This is a genomic window from Streptomyces sp. L500 (genome assembly GCF_054551825.1).
Genome location: NZ_JBTOLC010000002.1, coordinates 431,585 through 457,310, shown reverse-complemented (window position 1 = coordinate 457,310; position 25,726 = coordinate 431,585). Strand labels below are relative to the sequence as shown.

The following is a 25,726-nucleotide window of genomic DNA, read 5'->3' as shown; positions in this document are numbered from 1 at the left end:
ACGTTGGGAACCGGCTTACGAACCCCTCGTCGGCCCGTGTCGTCTGTGGTTGCGGACGTCGTCCCATGACGTCCGTGCCACCGACGTCGAATAGAGGCGTACCGACCGATGTCATCGACCCTCCCAGGACCCGCGCCCGTATCCACGGGCGCCACCGCGGACAGGGCGCGCTACCGGAGCGCCCCGCCGCACCCGGAGCGCACGCTGCTCGACGTGTTCGATTCCACCGCGGCCGCGCACCCGGACGCCCTCGCCCTGGACACCGGCAGCGAGACCCTGACCTACCGGGCGCTGACGGCCGAGGTCGCCGCCCGCGCCGACCGGCTGCGCCGGGCCGGCGCCGGGCCGGGCGACCGGATCGGCGTCCGCGTGCCCTCGGGCACCGCCGAGCTGTACCTGGCGATCCTCGCCGTCCTCCGCTGCGGCGCCGCCTACGTGCCCGTCGACGCCGACGACCCCGACGAGCGGGCCGCCACCGTCTTCCGCGAGGCCGGGGTCTGCCTGGTCATCACCGCCGACACCCTGCTGCCGGGCCCCGCCCCCGCCACCGGCCCGGGCCGTCCGCCGCTGCCCGACGACGACGCCTGGATCATCTTCACCTCCGGCTCCACGGGCGCGCCCAAGGGCGTCGCCGTCAGCCACCGCAGCGCCGCCGCCTTCGCCGACGCCGAGGCCGGTCTCTTCCTCAAGGACTGCCCGCTCGGCCCCGGCGACCGCGTCCTGGCCGGGCTGTCCGTGGCCTTCGACGCCTCCTGCGAGGAGATGTGGCTGGCCTGGCGGCACGGCGCCTGCCTGGTGCCCGCCCCCCGCTCCCTCGTCCGCGCCGGCCACGAGCTCGGCCCCTGGCTCGTCGAGCGCGGCATCACCGTCGTCTCCACCGTGCCCACGCTCGCCGCGCTGTGGCCGCCGGAGTCCCTGGACCGGGTGCGGCTGCTGATCGTCGGCGGCGAGGCCTGCCCCGCCGAGCTCGTCGACCGCTTCGCCGTGCCCGGCCGCGAGATGTGGAACACCTACGGGCCCACCGAGACCACCGTCGTCGCCTGCGCGGCCCGGATGCACCCCGGCGAGCCCGTGCGCATCGGGCTGCCCCTGGACGGCTGGGAGCTGGCCGTCGTCGACGCGGCGGGCGAGCCCGTGCCCTGGGGCGCCGAGGGCGAGCTGGTCGTCGCCGGCGTCGGCGTCGCCCGCTACCTCGACCCCGTCAAGGACGCCGACCGCTACCGCCCGTCGGCCGCCCTCGCGACCCCCCGCGCCTACCGCACCGGCGACCTCGTGCGGGCCGACCCCGAGGGCCTGGTCTTCGCCGGGCGCGCCGACGACCAGATCAAGATCGGCGGGCGGCGGCTGGAGCTCGGCGAGATCGACGCCGCGCTCAGCGCCCTGCCCGGCGTGCTGGGCGCCGCCGCGGCCGTCCGCACCACCCCGGCCGGCGGGCGGCTGCTCGCCGGCTATGTGGTGCCCGGCCCCGAGTACGACCGCGAGCTGGCGAGAAAGCTGCTGGCGGAACGATTGCCCGCCGCGCTGGTGCCCGTCCTGGGCGAGGTCGCCGAGCTGCCCACCCGCACCTCCGGGAAGGTCGACCGCGACGCCCTGCCCTGGCCGCTGCCCACCGCCGGCGACGACGATGCCGAGGGCGGCCCGCTGACCGGGACCGCCGCCCGGCTCGCCGACCTGTGGGAGGAGCTCCTCGGCACCCGGCCCTCCGCCGGCTCCGACTTCGTCTCCCTGGGCGGCACCAGCCTGGCCGCCGCGAAGATGGCCTCCGCGCTGCGCGAGCACTACCCCGGCGTCTCCGTCGCCGCCCTCTACCGCCACCCCGTGCTCCGCGACATGGCCGCCCACCTCGACTCCCTCGCCCCGCAGGAGGCCGTGCGGCGCGAAGTCCGGCCCGTGCGCCGCCGCATGGGCGCGGCCCAGATCGTGGTGCAGACCGCGCTGTTCGGCGTGGCCGGGCTGCGCGGGCTCGTGGGACTGGCCGCCGCCGACAACGTCCTGGGGCTGCTGGCCCCCGAGTCCTGGGCCCCCCACACCTCCTGGTGGCTGGTGGTCGCCGGATGGCTGATCCTCTTCAGCGCCCCGTCCCGCTTCCTGCTGGGCGCGGCCGCCGCACGCGTGCTCACCCGGGGCATCGCCCCAGGCGCGTATCCGCGCGGCGGCCGGGTCCATCTGCGGCTGTGGGCCGCCGAACGCACCGTCGCCGCCTTCGGCGTCCCGGCCCTGCTCGGCACGCCCTGGGCCACCTGGTACGCCCGCGCCCTGGGCTGCGCGGCGGGCCGGAACGTCTCCCTCCACGCCATGCCGCCGGTCACGGGCCTCGCCGAGTTCGGCGACGGCTGCGGCGTCGAGCCGGAGGCCGACCTCGCGGGCTGGTGGCTCGACGGCGAGACGCTGCGCGTCGGCGCGCTCTCCATCGGCGCCGGCGCCCGCGTCGGCCACCGCACCATGCTGATGCCGGGCGCCTCCCTCGGCGCGGGCGCCACCCTGGAAGGCGGCGGCTGCCTCGACGGCCACATCCCGCCCGGCCAGACCTGGGAGGGCTCCCCGGCCCGCCCGGTGGCCACCGCGCCCGGCCACGCCGGTCCGGCCGACGGCCACGCGTTCCCCGGCGGGAGCCCGGTCGCCGCCGGCGCGTCCCACCGCGCGGGCAGCGCCCACGTCCCCGGGGCGCGACGCCCCGACGGCACCGGGCGCGGCGCCCGGCCCGCCGCGCGGCACCGCCGCTCGCGCCGGTGGTCCCTCGCCTACGCGCTGTCGCTGGCCGGGATGCCGCTGCTGCCGCTGCTGGCCTCGCTGCCCGCGCTCGTCGGCTCGTACTACCTGATCAAGGGCTGTGCCACCCTCACCACCGCCGGTCTGTGGCTGCTGGCCGCCGTTCCGGCGTTCACCTTCGTCACCACCGTCTGCTGGATGCTGCTGCTCGCCCTGGTCGTCCGGATCCTCGGCCGTGGCATCACCCCGGGCAGCCACCCCGCCGACGGCGGCGTCGCCTGGCGGGTCTGGGTCGTCACCCGGCTCCTCGACGGCGCCCGCGCCGGTCTCTTCCCGCTCTACGCGAGCCTGGCCACCCCCGGCTGGCTGCGGCTGCTGGGCGCGCGGATCGGCCGGCGGGCCGAGATCTCCACGGTGCTGCCGCTGCCGTCGCTGCTCACCGTCGACGAGGGCGCGTTCCTCGCGGACGACACCCTGGTCGCCCCGTTCGAGCTCCACGCGGGCCGGATGCGGCTGGGCCGCGTCCGCATCGGGCGCCGGGCGTTCGTCGGCAACTCCGGCATCGTCGGCCCCGGCCGTGACGTCCCCGACCACGGGCTGATCGGTGTGCTCTCCGACGCCCCCGCGCACAGCGAGCCCGGCAGCTCCTGGCTGGGCCGCCCCGCGATGCCGCTGCCGCGCGTCGCGTCCGCCGGTGACACCGGCCGCACCTTCGAGCCGCCCCGGCGGCTGATGGCGGCCCGCGCGGCCGTCGAACTGTGCCGGGTGCTGCCGCTGATGTGCGGCCTCGCGCTCGCCGAGGCCGTGCTGCTGATCGAGCAGGACGCCCTGGACGACCACGGCCTCGGCTTCGCCGCGCTCATCGCCCCGCCGCTGCTGCTGGCCGCCGGCGTGGTGGCCGCGCTCACCGCGACCGCCGCCAAGTGGCTGCTCATGGGCCGCTTCAAGGCCGGGGAGCACCCCCTGTGGAGCTCCTTCGTCTGGCGCAACGAGCTCTACGACACCTTCGTGGAGTCCCTCGCCGTGCCGTGGCTGGCCGGTCCCTTCACCGGCACGCCGGTCCTCAACTGGTGGCTGCGCAGCCTCGGCGTGCGCGTCGGGCGCGGCGTGTGGTGCGACACCCACTGGCTGCCGGAGACCGACCTGATCTCCCTCGGCGACGGCGCCACCGTCAACCGCGGCTGCGTCCTGCAGACGCACCTGTTCCACGACCGGATCATGCGCATGGACCGCGTCGAGCTCGGCGCGGGCGCCTCGCTCGGCCCGCACGGCATCGTGCTGCCGGGCAGCACGGTCGGCGAGCACGCCGCCATCGGCCCGTCCTCCCTCGTCATGCGGGGCGAGACGGTGCCCGCCGGGACCCACTGGGCGGGCAACCCCATCGCCGGGGCGGAGCCCCGACTCGTGGGCTCGGCATGAGCCTCCGGGACCGCTTCGCGTGCAGCCGCCGCGGCCTCCTCACGGCCGCGGCGGCCCTCCCGCTGGGCGCCGCCGTGCTCTGCGCCGGCGGCGACAGCCGCCGCGCGGCCGCCGTGCCGGGCTACTTCCCCCGGCACGGCTCCCACGGCCACCGCACCCTCGCCTACGACCTGCGGCTCGGCTACGACCCCGGCCGGGCCTGGCTGGACGGCCACGCCCGGATCCACGCCGTCTCCAACGACCGTACGCGCGTGGTGGCGCTGGACCTGGCCCGGCTGGCGGTGCGCTCGGCGCACCTCGACGGGGAGCCCGTCGCCGTCCACCGCCGCGACGGCAAGCTCCTCCTCACCACCGCCCGGACCCTCGCGCCCGGGCAGCCGTTCGTGATGGACATCCGCTACGGAGGCCGGCCGAAGCCCGTCACCACGCCCTTCGGCGGCGTCGGCTGGGACCGCACCGGGGACGACCACGACGGGACGCTCGTCGCCTCCCAGCCCGTGGGCGCCCCCTCGTGGTTCCCGTGCAACGACCGCCCCGACGACAAGGCCGCGTACACCTTCACCGTCACCGTGCCCAAGGGCCACCAGGCCCTGGCCAACGGCACGCTGCGCGAGCACGTGCCCGTGGGCGACGGCTCCAGGGAGCGCTGGACGTACCACCACCCCGGCCCCATGTCCTCCTACCTCGCCGCCCTCTACACCGGCCGCTTCACCCACGAGGAGCGCGGCGGGGTGCGCAACGCCTACCCGCCGCACCTCGCCGAGCGGGCCCGTCACGACCTGGCCCGCCAGCCGGAGATGCTGCGCGCCTTCGCCGGGCTCTTCGGCGACTACCCCTTCGAGTCCTACGGGGCGGTCGTCGTCGACGCGGAGCTGGCGGCGCCGGTGGAGAACCAGACGCTGTCCGTCTTCGGCGGCAACCACGTGGACGGGCGGCGCGGCTGGGAGACGCTCGTGGCCCACGAGATCGCCCACCAGTGGTACGGCAACAGCGTCGGCCTGGCCGACTGGCGGCACATCTGGCTCAACGAGGGCTTCGCCACGTACGCGGAGTGGCTGTGGTCGGAACACCTCGACGAGGACGACGCCGACACCCTCGCCCGCCAGGCGTGGCAGGACCTCTCCGGCCGCCGGCAGAACCTCCGCATCGCCGACCCCGGCCGGCGCAGCCTCTTCGACGACCGGGTGTACGTCCGGGGGGCGTGCACGCTCCACGCGCTGCGGCTGGCCGTGGGGGACGACGACTTCTTCCGCGTCCTGCGCACCTGGCACGACGCCCACCGGGGAGGCAGCGCGGACACCCCGGCCTTCCTCGCCCACGCCGGGAAAGTGACGGGTGGTGATGTGGCGACGGTGCTCCACCCCTGGCTCTACGACAAGCGCCTGCCGGACTTCCCGGCGTGAGCGCCACGGGATCGGAGATCATCTACCTCACAGATCCCAGCGACCCCGGAGGCACCACCCATGCCCGCCCTCGAACCCGCCCTCGACATCCGCGGCAGCGTCCGCGCGTTCGCCCTCTCCCTCCCCGGCGCCTTCGAGGACTTCCCCTGGGACGAGAGCGCGGTCGTCAAGGTCAACAAGAAGATCTTCGTCTTCCTCGGCGCCGAGGGGGACACCGCATCCCCCGGGATCGGTCTCAAGCTCATGGACGAGGCGTCCCACGGCCACGCCCTCACCGTCCCGGGCGCCGCGCCCATGCGCTACGGGCTGGGCCGCTCGGGCTGGGTGACCGTCCCGCCGGCCGGCGCCGACGTGACCGTCGAGCTGCTCTGCGACTGGGTGGAGGAGAGCTACCGCACGATCGCCCCCAAGCGGCTCGTCGCCCGGCTCGACACGGACTGACGCCGGGGTGACGGGAGAAGGAACCGGCGGGCCGTGCCGGTGCGAGCGGCCCGCGACGCGGAAGAAGGACGAGGTGGGGGCGGGATGAGCGAGCACGGCCGACGACGGCGTCACCGTACGGTGGACCGGGTCGCGTGGATCCTGGAGGCCGCCGCCCGGGCACCGGGCGGGGTGACCGTGGCCGAGTTGGCACGGATGCTTCAGGCGCCGGCGAGTTCGGTGCAGGACCTGGTCAACGGCCTTGTGGCGACGGGGTTTCTGCTGGAACAGCACCGGCGCTTCCGGCTCGGGCCCGCCCCGCACGTCCTCAACCTCATCGCCGGGCGGGTCGTCCCGCGGATCGGCCAGGCCGAACTCGACGAACTGAGCCGTGTCACGGGCACCCCGGTGCTGCTCACGGTGCGGGTCGGGCTCGACGCCGTCCACCTCGCGCGCGGGGGCGAGGACGAGATTCCCCGCCTCGTGCCGCTCGCCGACGAGCACGTCGCCCGGCCGCTGCTGCGCACCGCCGCGGGCCGGCTGCTGCTGGCCTTCACCGACGAGGTGGAGCGCCGCGGGCTGCTCGACGAGCTCGCCCGCCACGACCCCGAGGCGGTCGCCGAGTTCCGCTCCGCCCTGCCGGCGATCCGCGCGTCACGGATCAGCCGCAGCGAGGGGCTGGCCGACCCCGAGGTCAGCGCACTCGCGATCCCCGTGACCGAGGGCGCCGTCGTCACGGGAGCACTCGTCCTGACGCACCGGCGTCGCGGCCGCTCGGAGCGGCTGTTCCTGGACCGGGCGGCGGCCCGGCTCCTCGCGCACATCCAGGACAGGCGGATGTGACGTCCGCACCGGTTCACGGATATCCGTGAATCCGGGCGCCCGTGCGGTGCCGGGAAAGAGCATCCCGGCATGACTTCGAACACGCTGACCACGACCGGGCCGACGCCGCCCACCGGCGAGATCGTCTCCCGGCTGCTGCGCACCCTCGGCGACCCCGATCCGGCCCGGGGGGCCGAGGACGTCACCGTCGTCGGGGCCGACCCCCTGGTGCCCTCGGTGCACCGCCTCGCCGACGCCATGTCCGCCGCGATCGGTGTCTTCGGGCAGCAGATGGCGGCGCTCGGCGAACAGCGCGGCCACCGGCACCAGAAGGTGGAGGTGCGGGCCGAGGCCGCGATCGACCAGCTCATGGCGACGCATCACACGACGCTGTCGGGGCGCCCGCTCGATGTGCTGCTCGACGATCCGACGCTCCTCGGCAACAACGACTTCTACCGGGCGCGCGACGGCCGGTGGATCTTCATCATCACCACCTACCCGCACCTGCGGGACGCCGTCGCCTCCGTGCTGCGCTGCCCCCTCGACAAGGTGGGGATCGCACGGGCCGCGGCCGACTGGGACGCCCTCACGCTGGAGGAGGCCATCTGCGCGCGGGGCGGCGTCGCGTGCGCCGTGCGCACCCGCGACGAATGGCTCGCCCACCCCGCCGGGCGGTATGCGGCCCGGCGCCCGGTCGTCGAGATCGAACGCGTCGGCGACGGGCCGGTCCGGCCCTTCGAGCCGATCGGTGAGGCGGACGAGGCGCTCGCGGGCGTACGGGTGCTCGATCTCACCCATGTCATCGCGGGTCCCGTCGCGACGCGGCTCCTCGCCCAGTTCGGCGCCGACGTGCTGCATCTGACGCGCCCCGACCGCCCCGACCCGATCCCGATGATCGCCATGACCGGCGGCGGCAAGCGCAACGCCTACTGCGACCTGCGCGACGCGCACGACCGCGCGGCCTTCCACGACGCGCTCCGGGACGCCGACGTCTTCGTGCACGCCTACCGGGGACTCGCCCGGCACGGGGCCTCGACCGAGGAACTCGTCCGGCGCCGCCCCGGACTCGTCACCCTCGAATACCACGCCTGGGGCGCCGACGGCCCCTGGGGCGAACGCGGCGGGTTCGACCAACTCGCCTGCTCGGCGACCGGTTTCGCCGTCGAGGAGTGGACCGACCGGCCGTCGCTGCCACCGACGTACCTGCTCAACGACTACCTCGCCGCCTACCTCGGGGCCGCCGCGGTCGCGACGGTCCTGCGCCGGCGGGCGGCGGAGGGCGGCTCATGGCGGATCCGCGTGACCTTGGCCGGGGTGTGCCACTGGGTGCGGGAACTCGGGCTGCTGGCGCGGGAGGACGTACTCGGCCTGCCCCGGCCCGGGCGCGCGCCGCTCGCCGCGCTGTCGACCGCCATGACCGACTTCGGCCCGCTCACCGAACCGGCGACACCGTTCGCGTACGGCGACCGCGCGGTGCCCCAGCCCGGCCGGCGTACCCCGCTCGGTTCCGCCGCGCTCCAGTGGCGGTAGCGCCCCGAAGGGGCGCGGGGCCGTGACACACCATGCGGCTCCGCCGCGCGGGCGCGACCAGCCACGACGCACCCGCAGACGACGTCCGACACCCCCCCAGGAGGTACCGCAAGATGCCCGAGAAACCGAGCGGCCGGCCCGGCCGCGGACTCCTCGCCGGAGTCCGCGTCATCGAACTGGCCAGTGTGATCATGGCCCCGTACGCCGCCCAGCAGCTCGGCGACCTGGGCGCGGATGTGATCAAGGTCGAGCCGCCCATGGGCGACATGACGCGCCACTACCCGCCACGGCGCCACCCCGGCATGGGCGGCCCGGCACTCAACCTGAACCGCAACAAGCGCAGCGCCGCCATCGACCTCAAGGCCCCGCACGGCCGCGACGCCCTGCTCGCCCTGCTGCGCACCGCCGACGTCTTCATCACCAACCTGCGCCCGCAGGCCCTGGCAAGGCTCCGCCTCGGCTACGACGACGTCGCCGCCGTCAATCCCGGCCTGATCTACGCCAACGCCCAGGGCTTCCGCAGTGACAGTCGCTACGGCACCCACGCCGCCTACGACGACATCATCCAGGCGGCCAGCGGCCTGGTGTGGCTCAACCACAAGGTCTCCGGCCGGCCGCACTACGTTCCCACGGTGCTGGCCGACAAGATCTGCGGCATGCAGATCGCCCAGTCGGTGCTGGCCGCGCTGCACTACCGGGAGCACGGCGGCACCGGCCAGCACATCGAGGTCCCGATGGCGGACACCATGCTCGCCTTCAACCTGGTCGAGCACCTGGGCGCGGCCGTCCTGGAGGACGACGGGGAGTTCGGCTCGGCACGCTCGCTCAGCCCGGAGCGCCGCGCCCTGCGCACCGCCGACGGCTGGATGTGCATCCTGCCGCACAGCGACCGCGACTGGCGGGAGTTCACCGCCTTCGTCGGCCGCCCCGACCTGGCCGACGACCCGCGCTTCGCCACCGGACCCGACCGGGCCCGCAACGCCGACCAGTTCTATCCGCTGCTCGCGGAACTGACACCGCGCCACACCAGCGCCCAGTGGCAGGAGTTCTGCGACCGGGCGGGCATCGCCGCCGCCCCCGTCCTCGACCTGGAATCCGCCGCCACCAGCGCCTACGCCCGGGAGGGCGGCCTGCTGCGCGATGCCGAGCACCCCACCGAGGGCCGCTACCGGGTCATCGGCCGCCCGGTCCGCTACTCGGCCGACCCGGAGCCGGAGCCGCGCCCCTGCCCGGCCATCGGCCAGCACACCGACGAGGTCCTCCGCGAAGCCGGCTTCGACCCTTCCTTGTTGCACTCCGCGAACTGACCGATTCTCCGTAACCCCAACCGGGAGCGAATGAACCATGTCTCCTTCGACGCTTTCACCGATCGCGTTCCCCGACGTCGTCCTGCCCGAATCGGCCCGCCGGCTCCGTGCCGAGGTCCGCGACTTTCTCGACGAGGAGCGTGGCCGCGGCACCGTGCTCGGCCGCCCCGACTCCTGGCTGGCCGGCTGGGATCCCGGCTTCAGCCAACGCCTCGCCGGGCGCGGCTGGGTCGGGATGGCCCTGCCCACCGAATACGGCGGCGCGGGCCGCGGCTTCCTGGAGCGCTACGTGGTGATCGAGGAGCTGCTCGCCGCCGGCGCCCCGGTCAGCGCGCACTGGGTCTCCGACCGGCAGGCAGGCCCGTCCGTCCTCCAGCACGGCACCGAGGAGCAGCGCCGCTTCTTCCTGCCCCGGATCGCCGCCGGACAGTGCTTCTTCTCCATCGGCATGAGCGAGAAGAGCAGCGGCTCCGACCTCGCCTCGGTCACCACCCGTGCCGAACGCACCGCCGGCGGATGGCGGTTGACCGGCACCAAGATGTGGACCGGCGGCGCCCACGTCAACGACTACGCCATCGTGCTGGCCCGCACCGACGAGGCCGAGGACAGGCACGCGGGCTTGAGCCAGTTCATCGTCGACCTGCGTGCCCCGGGGGTACGGGTCGAGCCGATCCGGCTGATGAGCGGCGAGCACCGCTTCAACGCCTGCCACCTCGAAGGCGTCGACGTCCCCGACGGCATGCTGCTCGGGCGGCGGGGCGACGGGTGGAAGCAGGTCACCGGCGAACTCGCCTTCGAGCGCAGCGGCCCGGAACGCTATCTGTCCACCTTCCCCCTGCTGGTCTCCCTGCTCCGCGAACTGGAGCGGCGCTCGGCGACGGCCGAGCAGCTTGCTCAAATCGGCATCCTGACGGCCCGGCTGCACAGCGTCCGCCGGCTGTCCCTCGGCGTGGCCGCGGCCCTGGACGCCGGGGCCTCGCCCGACACCCAGGCCGCCCTGGTCAAGGACCTCGGCACCCGCCTGGAGGGCACGCTGATCGACACCGTCCGCGGTGTCCTGCCGACCCCGGCCGATCCGCACGCCACCCCCGGCAGCCATCCCGAGCTGCTCGCCTTCGCCCTGCTGCACAGCCCCGGCTACACGCTGCGCGGCGGCACCAACGAAATCCTTCGCGGCATCATCACTCGTGGTCTGGAGCGGCACTGATGAACACCCACACGACAGCCACCGGCACTCCCGTCATCTCCGCCGACGCCTACGACACCGGCGCCTTCTACGCCGATCCCGACGCCATCGCCGTCGTCGTCAACACCACCGCCCCCGACGCCGTGGCCCTTCCGGCCCCGGACGCCTCCACCGCCGAGCTCCTCGCCGCCGCTCAGGAGGCGGGGCGCCGTGCGGTCCCCGCCCCGCTGGCCGAAACGGCCCTGGTGGCCCGCCCGCTGTTGCACCGCGCCGGCCTCCCCGTCCCCGACGGGTGGCTCAGCTACGCCATCGCCCCCGAGCTCACCGTCCGTTACGCCCACCCGGCCGCCTCCCCCGTCGGCTCGGCCGGCTGTCTGGGCGACGAGGACACCCTGCTGGTCAGCGGCACCCTGCGCCGCGTCCCCTGGGCCCGCGCCGCCACCGCGGTGGTCGTCCTGGCCACCGCCCCGTCCGGCCCCGTCCTGTTCACCCTCACCCCCGACGAGGCCGTCCTCACCCCGGGAGCCAACCTCGCCGAGGAAGCCCGCGACGACCTGTACCTCGCCGCCCTGGAGATCCCCGCCGCACGGGTCCGCCGGGTCTCCCCCGAACTGCTCGACGAGGCCCGGCTCCGCGCGGCCCTGGCCCGCTCCGCCCTGATGGCCGGGGCCGCCGAACGCTGTGTGGAGCTGACGGTCGCCCACACCACCGCCCGCACGCAGTTCGGCCGTCCGCTCAGCCGTTTCCAGGCCGTCAAGCAGGAGGAGGCACGGCTGATCGAGGAGGCCGCCCTGGTCCGCACCGCCGTCCGGGCCGCCGCCGCACCGCTGGACGCCGGCGGCCCGGCCGCACACGTCGCCGTCGCCGCCGCCAAGACCCAGGCATCCGACTCGGCCGCCGAGATCGCCCGTATCGCCCACCAACTCCACGGCGCCATCGGCATCACCCTGCTCAGCCCGCTCCACCTCGCCACCACCCGTCTGTGGTCCTGGCGCGACGAAGACGGGGACGAGACCTACTGGGCCCTCCGCCTGGCCAGGTCCCTCACCGCCACCGGCCTCTGGCCCACCCTCACCACCACGCCCTGACCCCTCGCCCCCACGCCCGTCTGTGGGCCACGCCCCGCAAGGCCCTTGTGGTCGGTAGAACTCGTTCTTAACATCACGAGTGTTACAGCGGTTGTGTCACAGGGACGTGGGGGCCGTATGGACGACGGGGCAGGGACGGGGACGGGGTCGACAGCGGGCGGGCCGCTCGCCGGGGTGCGGGTGGTGGAACTGGCGGGCATCGGGCCCGGGCCGTTCGCCGCCATGCTCCTCGGCGATCTCGGCGCCGACGTGGTCCGCGTCGAGCGGCCCGGCGGGCCCGGGCTGGCCATCGATCCGGCCCACGACATCACCAACCGCAACAAACGCTCCGTCCTCGTGGACCTCAAGTCCGGGGACGGCGCGCGCACCGTCCTCGATCTGGCCGCCCGCGCGGACGTCCTGATCGAGGGCTACCGACCCGGCGTCGCCGAACGCCTGGGCGTGGGCCCCGACGCCGCGCTCGCCCGCAACCCCGCGCTCGTCTACGGCCGGATGACCGGCTGGGGGCAGGACGGGCCGCTCGCCGCAGCCGCCGGGCACGACATCGGCTACATCGCCGTCACCGGCGCCCTCGGGCTGACCGGGCCCGCCGACGGCCCGCCCTACGCCGCCGCCAATCTCCTCGGCGACTACGCGGGCGGCTCCCTCTACCTGGTCATCGGCATCCTCGCCGCCCTCCAGCACGTCCGCTCCGGCGGCCCCGGGCAGGTCGTGGACGCCGCGATCGTCGACGGCACCGCCCACCTCACCGCCATGCTCCACGGCATGCTCGCGACCGGCCGCTGGCAGGACCGGCGCGGCGCCAACCTCCTCGACGGCGGGGTGCCCTTCTACGGCACGTACGAGACGGCCGACGGCGGGTACATGGCGGTGGGCGCGCTGGAACCGCGCTTCTACGCCGAGTTCACCCGCCTCCTCGGCCTGGGCCGGGACACGCCCGGCCGTGAGGACCCCGCCCGCTGGGACGAGCTGCGGGCCGCCATCGCCGAACGCTTCAGGCAGCGCACCCGGGCGGAATGGACGGAGGTCTTCGAGGGATCGGACGCGTGCGTCGCGCCCGTCCTCTCGCTGCGCGAGGCCCCCGACCACCCCCACCTCGCCGCGCGCGCCACCTTCACCGGCCACGGCGGCATCACCCAGCCCGCCCCCGCACCCCGATTCTCCGCCACCCCCGGCTCCGTGCGCCGGCCGCCCGCGCGGCCGGGGGCGGACACCGCCGAGGTGGCGCGCGACTGGGACGTCCCCGGTCTCGAACGGCACGCCGAACGCCACGCCGAACGCCACGCGCCGGGCGTCGGCGCGGCAGAGAAAGGCAGCCAGAACCGATGAAGCGTCAGCTCTTCACCGCCGACCACGAAGCCTTCCGCGAGACCGTGCGCACCTTCCTCGCCAAGGAGGTGATCCCCCACCAGGAGCGGTGGGAGAGGGACGGCATCGTCTCCCGCGACGCCTGGCGGGCCGCCGGGCGCCAGGGACTGCTGGGCCTGGCCGTGCCCGAGGAGTACGGCGGCGGGGGCAACCGGGACTTCCGCTACAGCGCCGTGCTCGCCGAGGAGTTCGCCCGCGCCGGGGCGGCCGGTCTCGCCGTCCAGCTGCACAACGACATGGTCGGCCCGTACCTGGCGAACCTTTCGACCGAGGAGCAGAAGCGGCGCTGGCTGCCGGGGTTCTGCTCGGGCGAGACCATCAGCGCCATCGCCATGACCGAGCCCGGCGCGGGCTCCGACCTCCAGGGCATCCGCACCACCGCCGAGGACCGGGGCGACCACTGGCTGCTCAACGGCGCCAAGACCTTCATCTCCAACGGCATCCTCGCCGACCTGGTCGTCGTCGTGGCCCGGACGACGCCGGAGGGCGGCGCCAAGGGGCTCAGCCTGCTGGTCGTCGAGCGGGGCATGCCGGGCTTCGAGCGCGGCCGCAACCTCGACAAGATCGGGCAGAAGGCGCAGGACACCGCCGAACTGTTCTTCGACGACGTCCGCGTCCCCAAGGAGAACCTGCTGGGCGAACCACAGGGCGCCTTCGGGCATCTGATGGCCAATCTGCCGCAGGAGCGGCTGAGCATCGCCGTCTCCGCGATCGCCGCCGCCGAGCACGTTCTGGAGATCACCACCCGCTACGTCAAGGAGCGCGAGGCGTTCGGCCGGCCGCTGGCCAGGCTCCAGCACATCCGCTTCGAGATCGCCGAGATGGCCACCGAGTGCGCGGTCACCCGCGCCTTCCTCGACCGCTGCGTCAGCGACCACGACCGGGGCGAGCTCGACGCCGTCCACGCCTCCATGGCCAAGTGGTGGGCGACCGAGCTCCAGAAGCGCGTCGCCGACCGGTGCCTGCAGCTCCACGGCGGGTACGGCTACATGGCCGAGTTCCCGGTGGCGAAGGCGTTCACCGACGGACGGATCCAGACGATCTACGGGGGTACGACCGAGATCATGAAGGAGATCATCGGCCGCTCCCTGCTCTCCTGACCTCCCCCCCTCTTGACGACTTCCGAAAGGCCCACGCCCTTGAGCACCGAAGCGTACGTATACGAGGCGATCCGCACCCCGCGCGGCCGTGGCAAGGCCAACGGCGGCCTCCACGGCACCAAGCCCATCGACCTGGTCGTCGGGCTGATCCACGAGCTCCGGCGGCGCCTGCCGGACCTCGACCCCGCCGCGATCGACGACATCGTCCTCGGCGTCGTCAGCCCCATCGGCGACCAGGGCTCCGACATCGCCCGGATCGCCGCCATCGCCGCCGGGCTGCCCGAGACCGTGGCGGGTGTCCAGGAGAACCGCTTCTGTGCGTCGGGCCTGGAGGCCGTCAACCTCGCCGCCGCCAAGGTCCGCTCCGGCTGGGAGGACCTGATCCTCGCGGGCGGCGTGGAGTCCATGTCGCGGGTGCCCATCGCCTCCGACGGCGGCGCGTGGTTCGCGGACCCCATGACGAACATGGACGTCAACTTCGTGCCCCAGGGCATCGGCGCCGACCTGATCGCCACGCTCGGCGGCTTCTCCCGCCGCGACGTGGACGCCTTCGCGGCGCGGTCGCAGGAGCTGGCCGCCGCCGCGTGGAAGGACGGCCGCTTCGACCGCTCCGTGGTACCCGTGCTCGACCGCAACGGCCTCGTCGTCCTCGACCGCGACGAGCACCTCCGCCCCGGCACCACGGCCGACACCCTCGCCGCCCTCAAGCCCTCCTTCGCGGCCCTGGGCGAGCAGGGCGGCTTCGACGCGGTGGCCCTGCAGAAGTACCACTGGGTGGAGAAGATCGACCACGTCCACCACGCGGGCAACTCCTCGGGCATCGTCGACGGCGCGTCGCTCGTGGCCATCGGCAACCGCGAGGTCGGCGAGCGCTACGGGCTGCGGCCCCGGGCCCGTATCGTCTCGGCCGCCGTCTCCGGCTCCGAGCCGACCATCATGCTCACCGGCCCGGCCCCGGCCACGCGCAAGGCGCTCGCCAAGGCGGGGCTGACCATCGACGACATGGACCTGATCGAGGTCAACGAGGCGTTCGCGGCGGTCGTGCTGCGGTTCGTGGAGGAAATGGGCGCGGACCTGGAGAAGGTCAACGTCAACGGCGGCGCCATCGCCCTGGGGCACCCCCTGGGCGCGACGGGCGCGATGCTGCTGGGCACGGTCGTGGACGAACTGGAACGGCGCGACGGCCGGTACGGGCTGATCACGCTGTGCGTCGGGGGCGGGATGGGCATCGCGACGGTGGTGGAACGGGTGTAGCGCCTGCGGCGAGCCCCACAACCCATCCGACACCACACACCACGGAGACCCGAACAATGACCGCATCCACCATCCGCTACGACCGCGACACGACCGGCGTCGTCACCCTCACCCTCGACGACCCCGCCCAGTCCGCCAACACCATGAACGACGCCTTCAAGGCGTCCCTCACGGCGGTCGCCGACCGCCTGGAGGCCGAGAAGGAACAGATCCGCGGTGTGATCGTCACGTCCGCGAAGAAGACCTTCTTCGCGGGCGGCGACCTCCGCGAGCTCATCAAGGCCACCCCCGCCGACGCCCGGCGCGTCTTCGACGCCGGCATGGCCGTCAAGCGCGACCTGCGCCGCATCGAGACCCTCGGCGTCCCGGTCGTCGCCGCGATCAACGGCGCCGCGCTCGGCGGCGGTTACGAGATCGCGCTCGCCTGCCACCACCGCGTCGCCCTCGACGCGCCCGGCTCGAAGATCGGCCTGCCCGAGGTCACCCTCGGCCTGCTCCCGGGAGGCGGCGGCGTCACCCGCACCGTCCGCCTCCTCGGCATCACCGACGCCCTCCTCAAGCTCCTCCTCCAGGGCACCCAGTACAGCCCCCGCCGCGCCCTGGAGGCGGGCCTCGTCCACGAGCTCGCCGCCGACCCCGAGGAGCTCCTCGCCAAGGCCCGCGCCTTCGTCGACGCCCACCCCACCTCCCGCCAGCCCTGGGACGAGAAGGGCTACCGGATCCCCGGCGGCACCCCCGCCAGCCCCCGCTTCGCCGCGAACCTCCCCGCCTTCCCCGCCACCCTGCGCAAGCAGACCGGCGGTGCCCCCTATCCCGCGCCCCGCAACATCCTCGCGGCGGCCGTGGAGGGCTCGCAGGTGGACTTCGAGACCGCGCAGGTCATCGAGGCCCGCTACTTCACCGAGCTGGTCACCGGGCAGACCGCCAAGAACATGATCCAGGCGTTCTTCTTCGACCTCCAGGCCGTCAACTCCGGCCGCAGCCGCCCCCGGGACATCGCCCCGCGCACCGCCTCGAAGGTCGCCGTCCTCGGCGCGGGCATGATGGGCGCGGGCATCGCCTACGCCTGCGCCAGGGCCGGGCTGGAGGTCGTCCTCAAGGACGTCTCCGCCGAGAACGCCGCCAAGGGCAAGGCGTACGCGGAGCGCCTCCTCGACAAGGCCGTCTCCAGGGGCCGCACCACCGAGGCCGAGCGGGACGCGCTGCTCGCCCGGATCACCCCCACCGCCGGCGTCGCCGACCTCGCGGGCTGCGACGTCGTCATCGAGGCCGTCTTCGAGGACCCGGCGCTCAAGCACAAGGTCTTCCAGGAGGTCCAGCAGGTCGTCGCCCCCGACGCGCTGCTGTGCTCCAACACCTCCACGCTGCCCATCACCCTCCTCGCCGAGGGCGTGGAGCGGCCCGCCGACTTCGTCGGGCTGCACTTCTTCTCGCCCGTCGACAAAATGCCGCTGGTGGAGATCATCAAGGGCGAGCGCACCGGCGACGAGGCCCTGGCCCGCGCCTTCGACCTCGTCCGGCGGATCCGCAAGACGCCCATCGTCGTCAACGACTCGCGGGGCTTCTTCACCTCGCGCGTCATCGGCCGGTTCATCAACGAGGGCGTGGCGATGATCGGCGAGGGCCTCCCCGCCGCCTCCGTCGAGCAGGCGGCGGCCCAGGCGGGCTACCCGGCGAAGGTCCTCTCCCTGATGGACGAGCTGACCCTCACTCTGCCCCGCAAAATCCGCGAGGAGACCCGGCGCGCCATCGAGGAAACCGGTGGCACGTGGGAGCCGCACCCGGCCGACGCGGTCATCGACCGGATGGTGGACGAGTTCGGGCGCACGGGCCGGAGCGGTGGCGCCGGGTTCTACGACTACGTGGACGGCGAGCGCGCCGGCCTGTGGCCGGGGCTGGCGGAGCACTTCGGCCGGCCGGACGCCGCCCCGGTCCCCTTCACCGACATGATGGAGCGCATGCTCTTCTCCGAGGCGCTGGACACCGTCCGCTGCCTGGAGGAGGGCGTGCTGACGTCGGTCGCCGACGCCAACATCGGCTCGGTGATGGGCATCGGCTTCCCCGGCTGGACCGGTGGCGCCCTCCAGTACGTCAACGGCTACGAGGGCGGGCTGCCCGGCTTCCTGGCCCGCGCCCGCGAGCTCCAGGAGGCGTACGGCGAGCGGTTCGCGCCGCCCGCGCTGCTGGTGGAGAAGGCGGAGAAGGGCGAGACGTTCACGGACTGACGCCCTCGGCCGGAGGGGTGTACGGGGGCTCAGCCCCCGTACGTCTCCCGCAGCTCCTGCTTGAGCGACCGCTGGAAGGCGGTGACCAGCGCCTGCACCACCATCGGCTGCATGTGCGCCGACAGCGACTTCATCGCCTCGACCTGCTCCGGGTCGTCCTCCCGCTCCCGGTAGGGGCCCCAGACCTCCTCGTGGAAGAGCCGGGTGAGCTCGCGCGCCGTCGCCCGGGCGTGCTCCAGCAGAACCGTGCGGGCCGCGAGGATCGTCTCCAGCGCGATGGGCACGTCCAGGAGCGCCAGGCCGAGGCCCAGCAGCCCGGGGTCGACGCGCAGGGCGTCGCCGGATTCGGGGCGTTCCAGGACGTTCATGGCGGCGAGCCGGTCGAGGTCGGTGTCGGTGAGGGGGCGCCCCGCGCGCCGCTCCAGCGCTTCGCGCGTGGTCTCCTCGGCCTTGTCCGGGGTCCAGGAGGCCACCAGGGCGCGGTGGATGGCCAGGTCGTGGGCGCTCAGGTCGGCCGGGAGGCCGCCCAGATAGCGTTCGATGGCGGCCAGGGTGAGGCCCTGGTGCTGGAGCTCCTCGATCAGCGCGAGCCGGGAGAGGTGGGCGGAGCCGTAGCGGCCGACGCGGCGGGGGCCTATCTCGGGCGGCGGCAGCAGGCCCCGGGTGCTGTAGAAGCGCACGGTACGGACGGTGACGCCGGCGCGGGCCGCCAACTCGTCGACGGTGAGGGAGGGTTCCTCGGTCCCTGTGGTCATCTGCGAATCGCCTCGCTCTCCTGTCGCGCCCTGCGTGTTCAACAGTATTGCTGTGTCACCACCACTGTGAAACCCGGAAACGGGAAGGGGCCCGTCGCCGTGGCGACGGGCCCCTTCGAGCAGGACCGGTTCGAGCGGGTCCGGAGGGAACCGGATCAGTGCTGGTGGCCGTGGCCGTCCTGCGCGGCCTGGATCTTCTTCCAGGACTTGGGCTCGACGGGCTTGGCCGGCGCCGCGAGCGCCTTGCCGGACTTGGCGGCCTTGGGGGCGGCCTTGGCGGCCTTGCCGATGCCGTCCTTCGCGGCGACGGCGGCGCTCGGCTTGGTGTCCGTGAAGAGCCAGGTGTCGAAGAGGCTCTTCAACTGCTTGCCGGAGACCTTCTCGGCGTACGCCGCGAAGTCCTGCACGGAACCGTTGCCGAACTTGTTGTCCGTCTGCCAGCCCTTGAGGATGGCGAAGAAGGTCTTGTCGCCGACCCGGTTGCGGAGCGCCTGGAGGGCGACCGCGCCGCGCTGGTACACGGCGCCGTGGAACTGGTTCTCGGCGCCCGGGTCGCCCGGCTTGACCTTCCAGAAGGCGTTGTCGGCCGGGATGCCGTCGTAGACGTAGTCGGCGAGCTCCTGCGTGGTGCCCTCGCCCTCCTTGTCCGACCACAGCCACTGGGCGTAGGTGGCGAAGCCCTCGTTGACCCAGATGTCGCGCCAGTTCTTCACCGAGACGTTGTCGCCGAACCACTGGTGGGCGAGCTCGTGCACGATCAGGGAGGTGTTGGCGCCGTTCGCAAAGCCGGACGGGCTGTAGTACGGGCGGGTCTGGGTCTCCAGCGCGTAGCCCGTCTTGACGTTCGGGACGTAGCCCCCGATCGCGTTGAACGGGTACGGGCCGAAGATCTTGCTCTCCCACTCGATGATCTCGGCGGAGCGCTCGACGCTCGCCTTGGCCGAGTCGAGGTTGTCGCCCAGGTCCTTGCTGTAGGCGTTGAGGACCGGCAGGCCGTCCGACGTCTTGTCGGTGGTGATGTCGAACTTGCCGATGGCCAGCGTCGTCAGGTACGACGCCTGCGGCTTGGTGGAGCGCCAGTTGTAGCGCGTCCAGCCCAGCTTGGACGACTGCGACTTGAGCTCGCCGTTGCTGACCGTCTGCAGGCCGTCCGGCACCGCGATGGAGATGTCGTAGGTGGCCTTGTCGCGCGGGTGGTCGTTGCTCGGGAACCACCAGGCCGCCGACTCCGGCTCGTTGGCCACGACCGCGCCGTCCGGGGTGCGCTGCCAGGCCGAGTACCCGCCGATCTTCACCTGCGAGGGGGTACCGCTGTAGCGGACCACGACGGTGATCTGCTTGCCCTCGGGCAGGGGCGCGGAGGGAGTGATCTCCAGCTCGTGGTCGCCCGACTTGGCGAAGGACGTCGGCTTGCCGTTGACCGTCACCTCGCTCACGTCCAGGGCGAAGTCCAGGTTGAACCGCGACAGCGCCTGCGTGGTGGTGGCGGTGAGGGTCGCCGTGCCCTCCAGCTTGTCCGTCTGCGGCTGGTACTTCAGCCGGAGGTCGTAATGGGATACGTGATAACCGCCGTTCCCGGCCGTCGGGTAGTACGAGTCGCCGACGCCCGGAGCGCCCGGCGTGGGCTCGGCCGCCGACGCCGGGATCGCCAGCAGCAGGGAGGCGGCGGCCGCGGCCGGAACGATCAGTCTGTGACGCACGAGGCACTCCAACTCGTAGGGGGCGAGAGATCAATCGCAGCCTATGTACTCATTGGGGGAGCGGGTATGTCCATGGTGGTTTCTGTCATGTGATCGACACACCGGTGACACCGTAGCCCCCGCCAACCCCCTTCTGCACAGGGGTTTTCCCGCGCTACCGTCCGCCCCATGCCCATACCCTCGCGGAGATCCCGCATACCCTGGACGAAATCCCTCCCCACGGCGCTGACGGCCCTGACGGCCCTGCTGGCCGTGCTCCTGCCGACCCCCGCGCTCGCCGCTCCGACGGCGAACGGCGGGAAACCACCGGGCGAGAGCCAACCCGTCTACTCCTACGACCGGGCCGTCCGCGAGTCCGTGTGGGTCGACACCCGCGTCGACGGCGACCGCGACGGCCGCTCCGACCGTGTGGCCGTCGACATCATCCGCCCCCGCGAGGCCGCCGAGCAGGGCCGCAAGGTGCCCGTCATCATGGATGCCAGCCCGTACTACTCCTGCTGCGGGCGCGGCAACGAGAGCCAGAAGAAGACCTACGACGGGCAGGGCCGCCCGGTCCAGTTCCCCCTCTATTACGACAACTACTTCGTCCCGCGCGGCTACGCCGTCGTCCTGGTCGACCTCACCGGAACCAACCGTTCCGACGGCTGCGTCGACATCGGCGGCCGCTCCGACGTCCAGTCCGCCAAGGCCGTCGTCGACTGGCTGAACGGCCGCGCCCGCGGCTACTCCTCCCGCACCGGGACCACCGCCGTCGCGGCCGGCTGGACCACCGGCGCCGTCGGCATGATCGGCAAGAGCTACGACGGCACGATCGCCAACGCCGTCGCCGCCACCGGCGTCAAGGGCCTGAGGACGATCGTCCCCATCGGTGCCATCAGCTCCTGGTACGACTACTACTTCGCCAAGGGCGCCGCCCTCTACAACGGCGGCCCCGACGGCCTCGCCGGCGGTATCGAGAGCCCGGAGGCACGCGGCCGCTGCCAGGCCGTCCAGCGCGAACTGGTCGAGGGAGCGCCCCGCACCGGCGACTGGACGCGGCTGTGGAGCGAGCGCGACTACGTCAAGGACGCCGGCAAGGTGCGCGCCAGCGTCTTCGCCGTCCACGGCATGCAGGACCTCAACGTCCGCACCAAGCACTTCGGCCAGTGGTGGGACGCGCTCGCCGCCCACGGCGTCGAGCGCAAGGTCTGGCTGTCCTCCGCCGGCCACGTAGATCCGTTCGACTTCCGGCGCGACGCGTGGGTGTCCACCCTCCACCGCTGGTTCGACCACTACCTCCTCGGCTACGACAACGGCGTCGAGCGCGAGCCGATGGCCGACGTCGAGCGGGCCCCCGACCAGTGGTCCACCGACCGCGTCTGGCCGCCGGCCGGTACGCGCACGGCCGCCCTGCGGCCGGGCATCGGTGACGAGCCCGGTGTGGGCACGCTCGGCGCGGAGCCCGCGCCGCGCGGGGCGACGGCGGAGTTCACGGACGACCCGAGCCTCGGCGAGGCCGACTGGGCGACGCGCATCGACGAACCGACCGGCAGCAAGGCGGGGTTCGTCACCGGTCCTCTCAGCGAGGACCTGCGTCTCGCGGGCTCGTCGACGGTGCGATTGGCTGTCACGCCGTCGACGACCTCGGCGCATCTCTCGGCCGTCCTTGTCGACCTCGGCCCGGCCACGATCCGCAACTACGCGGGGGACGGCGAGGGCATCCTCACCCTCGCGGACAGCGACTGCCTCGGCGCCGGCACAGCGGGCGACACCGGCTGCTTCAAGCGCACGGCGGCCGACCGTGCCGACGTCGACCACACGGTCTTCAGCCGCGGCTGGGCCGACCTCGGCCACTACGCCGGGCTCGCCCACGGTGTCCCCCTGACGCCCGGCAAGCCGTACACCATCACCCTCGACCTGGCCGCGACCGACCACGTCGTCCCGGCGGGCCACCGCCTGGCCCTCATCGTGGCGGGGACGGACGCGGGCCTGATCGTCCCGGCGAGCACGACGCCGCGCGTGACGGTGGACCTCCACGGGACGTCCGCCCGGCTGCCACTGGTCGGCGGCGTGGCGGCGTTCGCGAGGGCGACGCGGGGTGCGGCCGTGTCCGGGGGCGTCGCCCCCGTGGCACCCCCGCGCGGGCTGCGGCTGCCGGAGCTGACGCACCGGCCGTAGCCCTGGGTGCGGTTACGCCCGTGAGGGCCGCCGTAATGCGCTGGCCCTCGTCCCGGCCCGGGCGGGATGATGACGTGCTGCCGACACGGCATTCCTGACAGCGTTCTCCCTGCCCGGGAAGGGACTGCGATGACGATTCCCGCTTCCGGAACGCCGACGGGCTCCGAGCCCGGGCCCGAGGTCCGCACGACGGCCGGGGTGCTGCGCGGCCGTACGGAAGGGGGCGTGGCGGTCTTCCGTGGCGTCCCCTTCGCCGAACCGCCGGTGGAGGCGCTCCGGTTCGCCGCGCCACGGCCGGTGAAGGGCTGGGACGGGGTGCGCCCGGCCCTGTCGTACGGGCCGCCGCCTCCGCAGGCCGGTTTCTTCGGCATGGACGCGCTGGCGCGGGACGCGGCGGGCACCGACTGGCTGACGGCCAACGTCTGGTCGCCCGAGCCGTACCCGGGAGCGGGGCTCCCGGTGATGGTGTGGATCCACGGCGGCGGCTACAGCTTCGGCACCGCCGCCCTCCCCGAGTACGACGGGACCCGTCTCGCGCGCGACGGCGGCGTCGTCGTCGTGACGTTCAACTACCGGGTGGGCATCGAGGGTTTCGCGCTGATCGAGGGCGCCCCCGCCAACCGGGGCCTGCTCGATCAGATCGCCCTGCTGGAGTGGGTGCGCGACGGCATCCGCGCGTTCGGCGGCGACCCGGACCGCGTCACGGTCTTCGGTCAGTCGGCGGGCGCGGGATCGGTCGCCGCGCTGCTGGCGATGCCGCGCGCGGCCGGGCTCTTCGGCCGGGCGGTCGCGCAGAGCGCGCAGGGGACGTTCTTCTCCCGGGCGCTCGGCGCCGACATCGCCGCCGCCTGCGCCGCCGAGCTGGGGCTGCGGCCCACGGCCGCCGACACCTGTCGGCCGTGGCCCCGGACCGCCTGGCCGCCGCCGGTGACGCGATCGCCGCCCGCTCCACCTCGTTCGCCGGACGCTGGGGCCGGGCCGCACTCAGGACGATCCCGTTCTCGCCCGTCGTCGACGGCGACGTCCTGCCCGTCACTCCCTGGCAGGCCCTGGCCGACGGCGCGGGCCGGGACGTCGACGTCCTCACCGGCCACACCCGCGACGAGCAGCGGCTGTTCAGCGCGCTCGACGGCACGCTCGGCCGGGTCACGGACGAGCTGGCGGCGACCGCCCTCCGGGACTTCGCCCCCGGCCCGGACGGCCCGCGCCGGTACGCCGACGGTTTCCCGGCCGCGGGCCCGGCGGAGCTGTACGAACTGGTCCACTCGGACTGGCTGTTCCGCATGCCGAGCCTCCACCTCGCCGAGGCCCAGATCACCGGCGGCGGACGCGCCCATGTGTACGAGCTGACCTGGCCCGCGCCGGGAATGGGCAGCGCTCTCGGCGCGTGCCACGGCCTCGACGTCCCTCTCGTGTTCGGCAACCTGGCCGGCGGCCGGCCCGCCGCGCTCTTCGGCGAGAGCCCCTCCCCCGCCGGGGAGGAGCTCTCCGCGTCCATGCGCACCGCGTGGACGGCCTTCGCCACCCACGGCGACCCCGGCTGGCCCGCGTACGACGCCGGGCGGCGCCTCACCCGGATCTTCGACACGCGACCGGCTGTCACGGCCTACCCGGAGGAGGCGTCCCGCCTCATCTGGCAGGACCACGCGTTTGCGGCACTGCCGCTGCTCGGCGAGTAGCCGTGCCGGCCTGGCTACACGGCGGGTTACCGCCGCCGCCGCTTGACTCCCGTCAGGAAGGCGGACCAGGCGGCGGCGGGCAGGGTGAGCACGGGCCCGTCAGGGCTCTTGCTGTCCCGGACGGGGACGACGCCGCTCGCCCGTGCCATCGACGGTCCCAGGGCCGCCCGCGAGCAGCGCGACCCGATCGTCCTCCAGTGGGTGATCAACGGCGGCGAGGAGGAGACCTGCACGACGACGCTGCGCAACGGCGTCCTCGTCTACGTCCCCGGCAAGGACCGCTTCGCCGGTGCGCCGCAGACGGTGATCAAACTGACGCGTGACGTCCTCAACGGCCTGATGTACGGAGCCCAGGGCGACTACCGGGCGGCCTTCGACAAGGCCGTCCGCGACGGCATCGTCCAGATCCCCGAGGGCAAGCCGGAATACGCCGACGTGGTCTTCGGCTATCTGACCAGGCCCGACGCCTCGTTCCCGATCGTCGCCCCGGCCACGCCCGAGTAGCCGGGCCTCAGCCGGTTCCCTCCGCCAGCGCGCGCCGGCAGAGGGAGTCGGCCGCGCGGGTGGTCTCGGGGAGCCGGTAGCGGGGGGCCAGCGCCAGGGACCACGCGCAGGCGTGGTCGAGGCTCACACGGTGGCCGACCGAGACGAAGACAGGCTTGACGCCCTTCTGGGTGCGCAGGGCCCGGCCGACCTCCTCCGCGCCGTCCAGCAGCGGGGACGTGTCGCCGCGCTCCGGGCCCGGCGCGTCGTACGTGAAGGTGAAGGGGTTCTTGGCGACGCCGATCGTGGGCAGGCCCGTGAGGACGCCGAGGTGGCTGGCGAGGCCGAAGCGGCGGGGGTGGGCCAGGCCGTAGCCGTCGCAGACGACGAGGCCGGGGGTGACGGTGAGGCGGTCGAGGACGGCGAGGACGGTGGGGATCTCGCGGAAGGCGAGCAGCCCCGGTACGTAGGGGAAGGCGACGCGGCCCACGGCCGTCGCCTCCTCGACCACCTCCAGGGTGGTCCCGTCGAGCGCGACGGCCGCCGCGACGACCACGTCGCGCTCGTCGTCGTAGGCGACGTCCACGCCCACCGCGATCAGTGGCGCGCCCGGCGTCGGGCCGGGCTCGTCGAGGATCACCCGGCCGCGCAACTCGTCCTGAACGGCGGTCGCTTCCGCCTCGTTCGTCGGCCAGCCGGGCGGCAGGGGGCGGGGTGCGTCGATCATGGTGGCCCACGGTACCGGGCGGGTGCCCGGCCGCCGGGGCGGGGGTGCCGTCCCGGGCGACCGGGCGTAGCCTGTCGATCATGTTCGTACTGGAACTGACCTACATCGCCCCCATCGAGCGCATCGACGCCGCGCTGCCGGAGCACGTGACCTGGCTGGAGGCCCACTACGAGACGGGCGTCTTCATCGCCTCCGGTCGCAAGGTGCCGCGTGACGGCGGGATCATCCTCGCGGTGGGCGAGGACCGGGCGAAGATCGAGGAGATCACGCGCAGCGACCCGTTCACGGTGGCGGGGGTGGCCGAGTACACCATCACCGAGTTCATCCCGACGAAGACGTCCAAGGCCATGGAGCCGTACCGGCAGGAGCTGCCCTCCTAGGCCGCGCCCCCTAG

19 protein-coding genes and 1 pseudogene are annotated in these 25,726 nt (G+C 73.8%); 16 read left to right on the top strand and 4 right to left on the bottom strand.

Annotation, left to right across the window (positions count from 1 at the left end; genetic code table 11):
• Nucleotides 1-108: 108 nt before the first annotated feature.
• The 12 genes from ACX9I7_RS04890 to ACX9I7_RS04835 all read left to right on the top strand — a co-directional run bounded on the left by ACX9I7_RS04890 (nucleotide 109) and on the right by ACX9I7_RS04835 (nucleotide 17,831).
• Nucleotides 109-4,128 (top strand): Pls/PosA family non-ribosomal peptide synthetase, encoded by a 4,020-nt coding sequence (locus ACX9I7_RS04890; protein ID WP_387567504.1) that lies wholly within the window; start codon nucleotides 109-111, stop codon nucleotides 4,126-4,128.
• Entirely contained in the window at nucleotides 4,125-5,531 is a 1,407-nt protein-coding gene (locus tag ACX9I7_RS04885) for a M1 family metallopeptidase (protein ID WP_459386595.1), read from the top strand. Before ACX9I7_RS04890 ends, ACX9I7_RS04885 begins: the two co-directional genes overlap by 4 nt.
• Nucleotides 5,532-5,591: 60 nt before the next feature.
• Nucleotides 5,592-5,972 (top strand): MmcQ/YjbR family DNA-binding protein, encoded by a 381-nt coding sequence (locus ACX9I7_RS04880; protein ID WP_459386594.1) that lies wholly within the window; start codon nucleotides 5,592-5,594, stop codon nucleotides 5,970-5,972.
• 84 nt (nucleotides 5,973-6,056) lie between these two features.
• On the top strand, nucleotides 6,057-6,794 hold the full coding sequence (locus ACX9I7_RS04875) for a helix-turn-helix domain-containing protein (protein WP_387567498.1): 738 nt from the start codon (nucleotides 6,057-6,059) through the stop codon (nucleotides 6,792-6,794).
• A 69-nt stretch (nucleotides 6,795-6,863) separates the two neighbouring features.
• The gene (locus ACX9I7_RS04870) at nucleotides 6,864-8,303 is read left to right on the top strand and encodes a CoA transferase (RefSeq protein WP_387567496.1); all 1,440 of its coding nucleotides are present in this window, start codon (nucleotides 6,864-6,866) and stop codon (nucleotides 8,301-8,303) included.
• A gap of 113 nt (nucleotides 8,304-8,416) precedes the next feature.
• Nucleotides 8,417-9,610: a CaiB/BaiF CoA transferase family protein gene (locus tag ACX9I7_RS04865; RefSeq protein ID WP_459386593.1), complete on the top strand. Its 1,194-nt coding sequence runs from the start codon at nucleotides 8,417-8,419 to the stop codon at nucleotides 9,608-9,610.
• Nucleotides 9,611-9,647: 37 nt separating this feature from the next.
• Entirely contained in the window at nucleotides 9,648-10,817 is a 1,170-nt protein-coding gene (locus ACX9I7_RS04860) for an acyl-CoA dehydrogenase family protein (protein WP_459386592.1), read from the top strand.
• Nucleotides 10,817-11,884, top strand: coding sequence for an acyl-CoA dehydrogenase family protein (locus tag ACX9I7_RS04855; RefSeq protein ID WP_459386591.1), 1,068 nt, complete (start codon nucleotides 10,817-10,819; stop codon nucleotides 11,882-11,884). The genes ACX9I7_RS04860 and ACX9I7_RS04855 overlap by 1 nt, the downstream gene beginning before the upstream one ends.
• Before the next feature lie 117 nt (nucleotides 11,885-12,001).
• A complete protein-coding gene (locus ACX9I7_RS04850) occupies nucleotides 12,002-13,213 on the top strand; it encodes a CaiB/BaiF CoA transferase family protein (protein WP_459386590.1) in 1,212 nt (403 codons plus the stop codon).
• Nucleotides 13,210-14,352, top strand: a complete 1,143-nt coding sequence (locus tag ACX9I7_RS04845; RefSeq protein ID WP_459386589.1) for an acyl-CoA dehydrogenase family protein — start codon at nucleotides 13,210-13,212, stop codon at nucleotides 14,350-14,352. The genes ACX9I7_RS04850 and ACX9I7_RS04845 overlap by 4 nt, the downstream gene beginning before the upstream one ends.
• A gap of 39 nt (nucleotides 14,353-14,391) precedes the next feature.
• A complete protein-coding gene (locus tag ACX9I7_RS04840; RefSeq protein WP_459386588.1) occupies nucleotides 14,392-15,606 on the top strand; it encodes an acetyl-CoA C-acetyltransferase in 1,215 nt (404 codons plus the stop codon).
• A 56-nt stretch (nucleotides 15,607-15,662) separates the two neighbouring features.
• Nucleotides 15,663-17,831 carry a 3-hydroxyacyl-CoA dehydrogenase NAD-binding domain-containing protein gene (locus ACX9I7_RS04835; protein ID WP_459386587.1) on the top strand — a complete coding sequence of 723 codons (2,169 nt, stop codon included), beginning with the start codon at nucleotides 15,663-15,665 and terminating at the stop codon, nucleotides 17,829-17,831.
• Nucleotides 17,832-17,860: 29 nt separating this feature from the next.
• On the opposite strand, the gene ACX9I7_RS04830 is transcribed toward ACX9I7_RS04835, so the two are convergent.
• Complete coding sequence (locus tag ACX9I7_RS04830) at nucleotides 17,861-18,586, bottom strand: MerR family transcriptional regulator (RefSeq protein ID WP_189448419.1); 726 nt, start codon at nucleotides 18,584-18,586, stop codon at nucleotides 17,861-17,863.
• 155 nt (nucleotides 18,587-18,741) lie between these two features.
• A complete protein-coding gene (locus ACX9I7_RS04825; protein ID WP_459386586.1) occupies nucleotides 18,742-20,286 on the bottom strand; it encodes a M1 family metallopeptidase in 1,545 nt (514 codons plus the stop codon).
• A 168-nt stretch (nucleotides 20,287-20,454) separates the two neighbouring features.
• Between ACX9I7_RS04825 and ACX9I7_RS04820 the strand changes: the two genes are divergently transcribed.
• Both ACX9I7_RS04820 and ACX9I7_RS04815 read left to right on the top strand, forming a co-directional pair.
• Nucleotides 20,455-22,443, top strand: a complete 1,989-nt coding sequence (locus tag ACX9I7_RS04820) for a Xaa-Pro dipeptidyl-peptidase (protein WP_459386585.1) — start codon at nucleotides 20,455-20,457, stop codon at nucleotides 22,441-22,443.
• A gap of 129 nt (nucleotides 22,444-22,572) precedes the next feature.
• Nucleotides 22,573-24,122, top strand: a pseudogene (locus tag ACX9I7_RS04815) (carboxylesterase/lipase family protein).
• Between the two features lie 26 nt (nucleotides 24,123-24,148).
• Here ACX9I7_RS04815 and ACX9I7_RS04810 read toward each other — a convergent pair.
• Nucleotides 24,149-24,271, bottom strand: a complete 123-nt coding sequence (locus tag ACX9I7_RS04810; RefSeq protein WP_459386584.1) for a DUF397 domain-containing protein — start codon at nucleotides 24,269-24,271, stop codon at nucleotides 24,149-24,151.
• On the opposite strand from ACX9I7_RS04810, the gene ACX9I7_RS04805 reads away from it, so the two are divergent.
• Nucleotides 24,231-24,626 carry an alkyl sulfatase C-terminal domain-containing protein gene (locus tag ACX9I7_RS04805; protein WP_459386583.1) on the top strand — a complete coding sequence of 132 codons (396 nt, stop codon included), beginning with the start codon at nucleotides 24,231-24,233 and terminating at the stop codon, nucleotides 24,624-24,626. The genes ACX9I7_RS04810 and ACX9I7_RS04805 overlap by 41 nt on opposite strands.
• Before the next feature lie 7 nt (nucleotides 24,627-24,633).
• On the opposite strand, the gene ACX9I7_RS04800 is transcribed toward ACX9I7_RS04805, so the two are convergent.
• Nucleotides 24,634-25,332, bottom strand: a complete 699-nt coding sequence (locus tag ACX9I7_RS04800) for an endonuclease V (protein WP_459386582.1) — start codon at nucleotides 25,330-25,332, stop codon at nucleotides 24,634-24,636.
• A gap of 80 nt (nucleotides 25,333-25,412) precedes the next feature.
• Between ACX9I7_RS04800 and ACX9I7_RS04795 the strand changes: the two genes are divergently transcribed.
• Nucleotides 25,413-25,712: a YciI family protein gene (locus tag ACX9I7_RS04795; protein WP_387567469.1), complete on the top strand. Its 300-nt coding sequence runs from the start codon at nucleotides 25,413-25,415 to the stop codon at nucleotides 25,710-25,712.
• The last annotated feature ends 14 nt before the right edge of the window (nucleotides 25,713-25,726 follow it).

Bases quoted from the DNA above. Each gene is read 5' to 3' on its own strand.
- ACX9I7_RS04845 (WP_459386589.1), top strand. From the start codon at position 13,210: ATGAAGCGTCAGCTCTTCACCGCCGACCACGAAGCCTTCCGCGAGACC.
- ACX9I7_RS04880 (WP_459386594.1), top strand. From the start codon at position 5,592: ATGCCCGCCCTCGAACCCGCCCTCGACATCCGCGGCAGCGTCCGCGCG.
- ACX9I7_RS04885 (WP_459386595.1), top strand. From the start codon at position 4,125: ATGAGCCTCCGGGACCGCTTCGCGTGCAGCCGCCGCGGCCTCCTCACG.
- ACX9I7_RS04860 (WP_459386592.1), top strand. From the start codon at position 9,648: ATGTCTCCTTCGACGCTTTCACCGATCGCGTTCCCCGACGTCGTCCTG.
- ACX9I7_RS04800 (WP_459386582.1), bottom strand. From the start codon at position 25,332: ATGATCGACGCACCCCGCCCCCTGCCGCCCGGCTGGCCGACGAACGAG.
- ACX9I7_RS04870 (WP_387567496.1), top strand. From the start codon at position 6,864: ATGACTTCGAACACGCTGACCACGACCGGGCCGACGCCGCCCACCGGC.
- ACX9I7_RS04830 (WP_189448419.1), bottom strand. From the start codon at position 18,586: ATGACCACAGGGACCGAGGAACCCTCCCTCACCGTCGACGAGTTGGCG.
- ACX9I7_RS04890 (WP_387567504.1), top strand. From the start codon at position 109: ATGTCATCGACCCTCCCAGGACCCGCGCCCGTATCCACGGGCGCCACC.
- ACX9I7_RS04810 (WP_459386584.1), bottom strand. From the start codon at position 24,271: ATGGCACGGGCGAGCGGCGTCGTCCCCGTCCGGGACAGCAAGAGCCCT.
- ACX9I7_RS04875 (WP_387567498.1), top strand. From the start codon at position 6,057: ATGAGCGAGCACGGCCGACGACGGCGTCACCGTACGGTGGACCGGGTC.
- ACX9I7_RS04835 (WP_459386587.1), top strand. From the start codon at position 15,663: ATGACCGCATCCACCATCCGCTACGACCGCGACACGACCGGCGTCGTC.
- ACX9I7_RS04820 (WP_459386585.1), top strand. From the start codon at position 20,455: ATGCCCATACCCTCGCGGAGATCCCGCATACCCTGGACGAAATCCCTC.
- ACX9I7_RS04795 (WP_387567469.1), top strand. From the start codon at position 25,413: ATGTTCGTACTGGAACTGACCTACATCGCCCCCATCGAGCGCATCGAC.
- ACX9I7_RS04855 (WP_459386591.1), top strand. From the start codon at position 10,817: ATGAACACCCACACGACAGCCACCGGCACTCCCGTCATCTCCGCCGAC.
- ACX9I7_RS04865 (WP_459386593.1), top strand. From the start codon at position 8,417: ATGCCCGAGAAACCGAGCGGCCGGCCCGGCCGCGGACTCCTCGCCGGA.
- ACX9I7_RS04850 (WP_459386590.1), top strand. From the start codon at position 12,002: ATGGACGACGGGGCAGGGACGGGGACGGGGTCGACAGCGGGCGGGCCG.